10 protein-coding genes are annotated in these 7,380 nt (G+C 40.2%); 6 read left to right on the forward strand and 4 right to left on the reverse strand.

All coding sequences use genetic code 11. The features are described 5' to 3' along the window. Nucleotides 1–216 precede the first annotated feature (216 nt). Entirely contained in the window at nt 217–798 is a 582-nt protein-coding gene (locus P8O16_RS17230; protein ID WP_300316689.1) for a MarC family protein, read from the forward strand. A gap of 40 nt (nt 799–838) precedes the next feature. Further along, on the forward strand, nt 839–1,294 hold the full coding sequence (rnhA, locus tag P8O16_RS17235) for a ribonuclease HI (RefSeq protein ID WP_300316690.1): 456 nt from the start codon (nt 839–841) through the stop codon (nt 1,292–1,294). A 58-nt stretch (nt 1,295–1,352) separates the two neighbouring features. Here rnhA and P8O16_RS17240 read toward each other — a convergent pair whose 3' ends face one another. The 4 genes from P8O16_RS17240 to yihA form a co-directional block, all read right to left on the reverse strand. Continuing rightward, the gene (locus tag P8O16_RS17240; protein ID WP_300316691.1) at nt 1,353–2,474 is read right to left on the reverse strand and encodes a sugar phosphate isomerase/epimerase; all 1,122 of its coding nucleotides are present in this window, start codon (nt 2,472–2,474) and stop codon (nt 1,353–1,355) included. A gap of 76 nt (nt 2,475–2,550) precedes the next feature. After that, nucleotides 2,551–2,850 carry a hypothetical protein gene (locus tag P8O16_RS17245; protein ID WP_300316692.1) on the reverse strand — a complete coding sequence of 100 codons (300 nt, stop codon included), beginning with the start codon at nt 2,848–2,850 and terminating at the stop codon, nt 2,551–2,553. A 38-nt stretch (nt 2,851–2,888) separates the two neighbouring features. Next, on the reverse strand, nt 2,889–3,326 hold the full coding sequence (locus tag P8O16_RS17250; protein ID WP_300316693.1) for a DUF5606 domain-containing protein: 438 nt from the start codon (nt 3,324–3,326) through the stop codon (nt 2,889–2,891). A 45-nt stretch (nt 3,327–3,371) separates the two neighbouring features. Beyond that, a complete protein-coding gene (yihA, locus tag P8O16_RS17255) occupies nt 3,372–3,977 on the reverse strand; it encodes a ribosome biogenesis GTP-binding protein YihA/YsxC (protein WP_300316695.1) in 606 nt (201 codons plus the stop codon). Nucleotides 3,978–4,101: 124 nt separating this feature from the next. Between yihA and ubiE the strand changes: the two genes are divergently transcribed. The 4 genes from ubiE to P8O16_RS17275 all read left to right on the forward strand — a co-directional run bounded on the left by ubiE (nt 4,102) and on the right by P8O16_RS17275 (nt 7,199). Continuing rightward, nucleotides 4,102–4,824 (forward strand): bifunctional demethylmenaquinone methyltransferase/2-methoxy-6-polyprenyl-1,4-benzoquinol methylase UbiE, encoded by a 723-nt coding sequence (ubiE, locus tag P8O16_RS17260; protein ID WP_300316696.1) that lies wholly within the window; start codon nt 4,102–4,104, stop codon nt 4,822–4,824. Then, a complete protein-coding gene (locus P8O16_RS17265) occupies nt 4,773–5,573 on the forward strand; it encodes an outer membrane beta-barrel protein (RefSeq protein WP_300316698.1) in 801 nt (266 codons plus the stop codon). Before ubiE ends, P8O16_RS17265 begins: the two co-directional genes overlap by 52 nt. Nucleotides 5,574–5,682: 109 nt before the next feature. After that, nucleotides 5,683–6,441 (forward strand): SDR family NAD(P)-dependent oxidoreductase, encoded by a 759-nt coding sequence (locus tag P8O16_RS17270; protein WP_300316700.1) that lies wholly within the window; start codon nt 5,683–5,685, stop codon nt 6,439–6,441. Then, nucleotides 6,438–7,199, forward strand: coding sequence for a M15 family metallopeptidase (locus P8O16_RS17275; RefSeq protein ID WP_300316702.1), 762 nt, complete (start codon nt 6,438–6,440; stop codon nt 7,197–7,199). The genes P8O16_RS17270 and P8O16_RS17275 overlap by 4 nt, the downstream gene beginning before the upstream one ends. The last annotated feature ends 181 nt before the right edge of the window (nt 7,200–7,380 follow it).

The following is a 7,380-nucleotide window of genomic DNA, read 5'->3' on the forward strand; positions in this document are numbered from 1 at the left end:
TTCCAAGAGGCATCGAGCCCCTTGGAAGTTTACCCAAGAGAAGAACCTCTGGCTCATAATTGCCCGATGGAATTAAATAAATGTTGAACCAAACGGTCAACGCTATTTAGGGAAGTACATTTTGAAAGTTTCAGATTTCAAACTTTAGCTTTCTAATTTCTGATTTGCTTTTTAATCTTGCCTAACCGATCAAAATTAATTGCCTACTTTTGCGGCATGATTGATTTCAAAGAGATTTTGTCCGTTTCGTTGATCCTTTTTTCAGTGATAGATATACTCGGTTCCATACCGATTGTCATCAATTTGAGAAAAAAGGTTGGTCATATACAGTCAGAAAAGGCAACTCTTGCGGCAGGACTTCTAATGATTTTATTTTTGTTGGCTGGAAAATCAATTCTGAGCCTTTTTGGTATCGGAGTAGAGGATTTTGCCATAGCGGGAGCGCTTATCATCTTTGTTATTGGAGCAGAGATGATCTTGGGAATTGAAATTTTCAAGGCTGATCCTGAAGCTACCACAGGAGCTTCTATTGTCCCCATTGCTTTCCCGTTGATCGCTGGAGCAGGGACCTTAACAACCATTTTGACACTTAAAGCAGAGTTTGAACAGGTTAATATTGCCATTGGAATTTTGTTGAATTTGATTTTTGTCTATGCGGAATTGAAGAGTACCACCTGGCTGGAGCGCAAGCTCGGAAAAACAGGTTTGGACGTGCTGAGAAGAATTTTTGGAATCATTCTACTTTCGATTGCGGTAAAGATTTTTAAAACAAATGCTTTTCCTGTTGAAGTTATCTAATGCAATGGGTGGCTTTGCTTAGGATTTTATTTCTTTGTCCATGATTACGATTTATACGGACGGCGCAGCAAAAGGAAATCCCGGACCGGGAGGATATGGAGCGGTGTTGAAATTTGGGAAGCATCGCAAAGAATTGTCAGAGGGCTTTCGTTTGACCACGAATAATCGGATGGAGCTGCTAGCGGTAATCCGGGCTCTTCAAGCACTGACGATGACAGATTACCCTGTTCAAATTTACTCGGACAGCAAATATGTGGTGGATGCCGTGGAAAAAGGCTGGCTTTGGGCTTGGCAGAAGAAAGGATTTAAAGACAAGAAAAATCCGGACCTCTGGCTGCGATACATTCCTCTGCATCTAAAGTATAAACCTAAATTTATTTGGGTCAAGGGTCACGCTGGAAATATCGAAAACGAGCGTTGCGATCAACTGGCTGTACAAGCTGCGGAGGGTTTTGATCTCCCCGCAGACAAGGGCTATGAAGATAGCCGTATATAAATTAGAAAGCTGAAGTGAGAAGTCTTAAAATTGATTGGTTTTGACGTTTTTGATTTGCCTATAGTTTATCCATTGTAACCAATGGGATATCTCTTCGGCTAATTTCAAAAAGTGGCTTTACCTCGCTTTTGGGGAATTCATAACCCTGCTCACCAAGCTCCCACAGTAAGGGAGCCATATTCATTACAGCTGCCTTGCATCCCTGTACGATAGCCCCCATGTTTCCTGTCTGCTTGGATAGTACAGCTTCGTTTTCGATTTCAAATGGACCAGTGAATCCTTTTTCCTTCAGAATAGTAATAAAAGCTCTCCAGTCCATAGAATCGCCTAATCCGAAACCGGGAAGTGTGGCTTCGTAATGGTGCCGATCCCAGGAACTTGCCGGTATCGGAACTCCTGCTTTTTTGGCAAGAATAGGGTCAACTGCTTGATTGGGATACATATTTCCCCAGAAAGGATCGGGATTATTTCGAGTAGATTTGACATGAATCCGCTTCAAACGGCTCATGTCAGTGTTTCTGATCACTTCTACCGGATCGGTATGCTGCCAAACGTCGTGAGATGGATCATAGATTTCTCCATGGTTTGGAGAAGGTATTAGCTCGTACATCAGCTTTCTTGCTGCAAGGACACCAGTAAGGTTATTGAATGAGCCTGAGTATCGTTCGGATCGCCAACCTTCCATCGGACAGTTTTCATAAAGTACGGTCACTCCTAAGTCTTCGGCGTACTTGATGATGGGAGTGAATACCTTTTGATATTCCAGGAGATTCTTTTCAAAGCCTCCTTCTTGATTTCCCAATTCATGATTGTAGCCTATGAAAGTACCCACTTTGATATCGTTATCATCACCACCCATCAGGTAGGCCATACGGATCAGACGAAGTAGGTGATTTTGATTTTTAACACGATGAATTGGATCTCCACCGATTAGGTTTTCAAAGGCCCCTATGGAAAGTCGGAGGTTGTGGGAATTGAATTTATCCAAAATTGCTTTTGCTTCTTCGGTTCCAAAGTTCTCATAATCCAAATGTGTAGCCACAAAGTCATTTCGTGAACCATCCCTTCGAAAAACACATAGATCAAGTCCTTGGACACCGATTTCGGTAGCTTTTGCAATAGTTTGATCTAGATTCAGCGTGTCAAAAGCTGAAGTCATGATCCAGATAGGATTGGCCATAATTGGGATTTAAAATTTGAGAATTTAAAATAGAAAAAATGTCGCTACCTCAAAAGGTAAATTCCTTGGATAGGACCTAGGAGTACCTTTTTCGGATTTCAATCTTGAGCTTTTGTCTTTCCCAGAGGGCTCTAGCCAAATCCAAGGATACCTGATCAGGCTTAGATTCATGGAGGATTTTTTTGAGTTTTTCTTCACCCAAATCGATTCGATAACAAATTTGAAGCAGTCGTTCGAAGTCCCGATCTAAAAGCTGACTTACAGCTTTGGATAGAAAAAGAATTGCCTGTTCTTCATCGAAGCTTTCTTTCAATTCAGGTAAATCGAAGTCCTTTCTGAGAATTAAAAATGCGTCTTTTGAGCTGTCCTGACTCATGATTTTTCATTAAAAAAGCCCCGAAACCGGGGCTGTGATTAATCTTCTTTCTTTTCTTCTGATTTGTCAGCTTCTTTTGCTTCAGAAAGTGTCTCAGGAGCTTGTGCTCTAATGAGAGTATACCAAGAAATCAATTTTTTGATATCGGAAATATATACTCGAGCCTCATCAACCTCAGGAAGTACATGCTTCATAAATGCACGAAGTTCTGAATCATCTGGATTGGAATCCAAACCTAGATCTCCTGAAAATTCCTTTTCGATCTTTTGCATCACTGACTTTAGTGGCTCAGCACCCTCCTCAGTAAGGGTGTAGATACTGATATCGCTAAGGATAGAAACTCGCTGCGACATTCCAGCGACTAGTTTTGATTTCTTGCCATCAAGACTTTCTAGGATAACTCCACTTCTCGTTGGCTTGAGTACTTTGTATAAACCTGGTTTACCAGATACTGTTGCTAATTCTTTGAAATCCATGTATAGTGTTTTTTGCAGGTTGCAAATATAAGAGTATCCCTTAAATCATTTTCCACTTTCGTACTCAACTACCAATTCTTCAATAAAGGCAGTCAATTCATCCTTTCCTGTTCCTGCTTCCGCGCTTGTCACGAAATAGTCTGGTTCTTCCTCGAAGAGCTCAGTGGTTTTTTTGAGGAAAGCTCTGATATTCGCATCGGTCTTGGATTTAGACTGCTTATCTGCTTTTGTGAAAACCAAGGCTGTTGGAACACCTTCTGTCCCGCACCAAAGTAAAAATTCCAGATCTATTTTTTGAGGTTCTAATCTACTGTCAATTAATACGAATACCCCACAAAGATTTTCACGCTTCGTGAGGTAAGTACTGATCATATTTTCCCAGCCTTGCTTTACTTTAAGATTGATTTTTGCGAATCCGTAGCCGGGTAGATCGACCAAATACCAACGATCATTAATTACAAAATGATTGATTAATTGTGTTTTCCCAGGCTTCTGAGAGGTTTTAGCCAAGCCTTTATGCCCGGTAATCATATTGATTAGCGAACTTTTGCCCACATTTGATCGGCCGATAAATGCGATCTCTGCACGATCAGGCTTTGGACAATTTCCAGGGTTGGAGTTGCTGATTACAAATGCTGCTTTTTGGATCATAATAAGTGATTTGAATGCAAAAGTACGATTTTAAGTGGAAGCATATTCAGTAAGACAATCAGGAACAATTTTCCATTCCTCATGTTTCTTGAGTATTATTGCGCCTTCTAAAGACCGATTCGTGATGTCAGTAGTCCCTTACAAAGATAAACAAGACCCTAAAAAAGCTCAGGTAGCTGAAATGTTTAATAACATCAGCCCTAAATATGATCTCTTAAACCATGTATTGAGTTTAGGGATTGATATTGTCTGGCGGAAAAAAGCGATCAAAATGTTGAAAAAAGATCAACCTAAATTGATCCTTGACATCGCTACTGGTACCGGAGATTTTGCAATCGAGGCGTTGGCTTTGAATCCAGATAAAATCATAGGAGTTGATATTTCGGAAGGAATGCTCGCCGAGGGAAGGAAAAAAATGAAGAAGCGCGGGCTGGATCATATCATTGATTTGCAGCTTGGCGATTCAGAGGGATTACTTTTTGAGGATAATAAGTTCGATGCTGTCATCGTTTCATTTGGTGTCAGGAACTTTGAGAATCTGGAGAAAGGTTTGTCAGATATGTATCGGGTATTAAAACCTGGAGGAAAGGTGGTGATTCTGGAGTTCAGCAAGCCAACAGTCACTCCAATGAAGCAGGCTTACTCATTTTATTCAAACACAATTTTACCTCAGATCGGTAAAATTGTATCCAAAGACAATTCTGCTTATACTTATCTTCCTGAATCCGTTCAGGCTTTCCCGGATGGGCAAGAATTCTTGGCGGTATTGAAAAAAGTCGGATTTACCAGCAACCTATGCAAGTCACTCACATTTGGAATAAGCTCAATTTACGTAGGGGTAAAGTAATCCTTATCGTTTTTTTGGCCGTTTTTTTTGTATTCCCGTCCTTTGGACAAGGGATGTTTGGGTTGAGCAGTAAATCAGGTTCAGATGATCGTACGCTCTCCTACGGTTTCTTTCTTGCGGGACATAATGCTTCTTATCGATTAAAATATTCCGATTCTTTCGTTACAAATCCCAATGGGTCAAGTCCGACAGTACGGGCTATTTTTCCTCAGTTTTCGCCTGGATTCTCTTTGGGCTTTACGGGAATATTGAGTCTACATGATCAGATTCAGTTACTTTTCACTCCAAAAGTTGGGTTCTACGAGTATTCAACTGAGGTGAGCTATTTCAATACATTAGACGTTAATCCTCCGGTAAATTCTCCAGATCAAGAAGCCAATCCAATTGCCACTAGCCAGCTTATAAATTCTGAAGCAACTTTAATTGAATTGCCATTGCTCTTTAAATACCGCTCTATTCGTTTCAACAACACCCGTATGTATTGGGTAGGAGGGGCTAGCTATAACTTCCGAACCAAAAGTCAGGAAGAAGCCAATATTGAAGAGCTAGTCACCACCGGAAAAGACTTCTCCTTGGAGATGGGAATGGGTTTCGAGATTTATTTCAAATACTTCAAATTTGCCCCTGAGATTCGATTCTCACATGGCTTGAATAATATCTACCAAGCTGAAAATACGAATCCACTCTTTCGAGATGCGATCTCCTCCATCAAGCGAAAATCAATTACTATTTACTTGAATTTCCAATAGCAAGAAATAGCAAGAAATAGCATTTAATGCTTTACCCATTAATATTTCTCAAAGGCCGATTCTATTGATCGGCCTTTCTGCTTTTTGTTAAATCTACTATCTTGCTTCTATGAAGAATAAAATTGCTTTGATTACCGGGGCCACTTCCGGAATCGGAAGAGCCGCTGCTTTAACTCTCGCAAAAATTGGATATTCCATAATAGCTACTGGAAGACGTGGCGAAAGACTAGAAGAATTGGGTCAGGAATTAGGTGACAAGGTTGCTTTTTTGCCTTTGGTGTTTGATGTACGGGATCTGGAAAAAGTACAGGAGATTTTAGGAAATCTACCCCAAGACTGGAAGGCCATTGATGTTCTTATCAATAATGCAGGAAATGCGCATGGCATGGATCCGATCCAAACTGGAGATTTGGACGATTGGGATGCTATGATAGATATTAATGTGAAGGGACTGCTATATGTCTCAAAAGCAATCATTCCTGGTATGTGCGAAAGAAAATCAGGAACCATCATTAATATAGGTTCCATTGCAGGTAAAGAAGTGTACCCGAATGGGAATGTGTATTGCGGATCCAAGCATGCAGTGGATGCAATTACAGATGGAATGAGATTAGATCTCAATCCTTTTGGAATTCGTGTTGTTGGAATTCATCCTGGATTAGTTGAAACGGAGTTTTCTTTAGTCCGATTCAAGGGAGATGAGAGTAGATCAGAAAAGGTTTATCAGGGATTTGAACCTCTTGTAGCTCAAGATATTGCGGATGTGGTTGAATTTGTGGTAACTCGACCTGCTCATGTGACTATAGCAGATGTGGTGATTTTGCCCACTGCCCAAGCTTCTGCAACTGTTGTTAAAAAAGAATTATGAAAGGCCTTGGAAAAATAATTTTATCGGTTTTTGTTTTATCGGTTTTATTTTCTTGCGCAACAGAACGAGAAACAGAAAGTTTGGAAGAAGTATTGATTGCTGAGATGGAAGAAAATATTCCAGATTCACTTACTGAAGAAGAAGTCCTCTCTCTTGAGCAGCAATTGATCGATCAAGGTTTAGTTAATCTTGAAGAATATATCCCTGGAATTAGGGTCGAATTAAAATACAGTACGACAGATAATTTTTTTGGTCAGGATGTATACGGAGAACTAACTAACGCATATTTGCAACCTGAAGTGGCCGATATGTTAAAAAAGGCTCAGGAGAAATTGAAATCCGAGTATCCTAATTTAACTCTTTTGATCTACGATGCGGTTCGTCCGCTAAGTGTACAACAGATCCTTTGGGACAATCTAGATAGACCGGATAGTATCAAGCCGCTTTATGTAGCAGATCCAAAAGTAGGGAGTCTTCACAATTTTGGAGTTGCAGTAGATTTGACGATTTTTGACAATGAGTCAGGATCACCGCTAGATATGGGTACCTCCTACGATTTTTTTGGATATGAGGCATATCCTGATCGGGAAATAGAAATGATGGCAGCAGGGAAACTAACAAGGGCTCAGCTCGCCAACCGGGAAATACTCCGAAGAATAATGCATAGCTTAGGGTTTTTAGGCATAGGCTCTGAATGGTGGCATTTTAATGCTTTTTCCAGGCAAGAAGCTGGAGAAAAATTTGAAATAATCAAGTGAAAAATACCAATAATCAATCTTCAATTTCTGAAGAATAATTTACAATCTTCAATATCAAAAACCCAAAACATCAACCATCTAAAAGAAAATAATCCATGAATTTGAAATCAATATTTCTTGCCTTAGGGCTGGTTTTCAGCATTGTTTTGATTGCGCCAGCCCAACAGTTTAAAGCCTTGGT

The organism is Algoriphagus sp. (genome assembly GCF_029254265.1).
Taxonomy (GTDB): Bacteria; Bacteroidota; Bacteroidia; order Cytophagales; family Cyclobacteriaceae; genus Algoriphagus.

What these genes read in the sequence shown, in the direction of transcription:
- P8O16_RS17230 (WP_300316689.1), top strand. Translation starts at nt 217, where the DNA reads ATGATTGATTTCAAAGAGATTTTGTCCGTTTCGTTGATCCTTTTTTCA.
- rnhA (WP_300316690.1), top strand. Translation starts at nt 839, where the DNA reads ATGATTACGATTTATACGGACGGCGCAGCAAAAGGAAATCCCGGACCG.
- P8O16_RS17240 (WP_300316691.1), bottom strand. Translation starts at nt 2,474, where the DNA reads ATGGCCAATCCTATCTGGATCATGACTTCAGCTTTTGACACGCTGAAT.
- P8O16_RS17245 (WP_300316692.1), bottom strand. Translation starts at nt 2,850, where the DNA reads ATGAGTCAGGACAGCTCAAAAGACGCATTTTTAATTCTCAGAAAGGAC.
- P8O16_RS17250 (WP_300316693.1), bottom strand. Translation starts at nt 3,326, where the DNA reads ATGGATTTCAAAGAATTAGCAACAGTATCTGGTAAACCAGGTTTATAC.
- yihA (WP_300316695.1), bottom strand. Translation starts at nt 3,977, where the DNA reads ATGATCCAAAAAGCAGCATTTGTAATCAGCAACTCCAACCCTGGAAAT.
- ubiE (WP_300316696.1), top strand. Translation starts at nt 4,102, where the DNA reads ATGTCAGTAGTCCCTTACAAAGATAAACAAGACCCTAAAAAAGCTCAG.
- P8O16_RS17265 (WP_300316698.1), top strand. Translation starts at nt 4,773, where the DNA reads ATGCAAGTCACTCACATTTGGAATAAGCTCAATTTACGTAGGGGTAAA.
- P8O16_RS17270 (WP_300316700.1), top strand. Translation starts at nt 5,683, where the DNA reads ATGAAGAATAAAATTGCTTTGATTACCGGGGCCACTTCCGGAATCGGA.
- P8O16_RS17275 (WP_300316702.1), top strand. Translation starts at nt 6,438, where the DNA reads ATGAAAGGCCTTGGAAAAATAATTTTATCGGTTTTTGTTTTATCGGTT.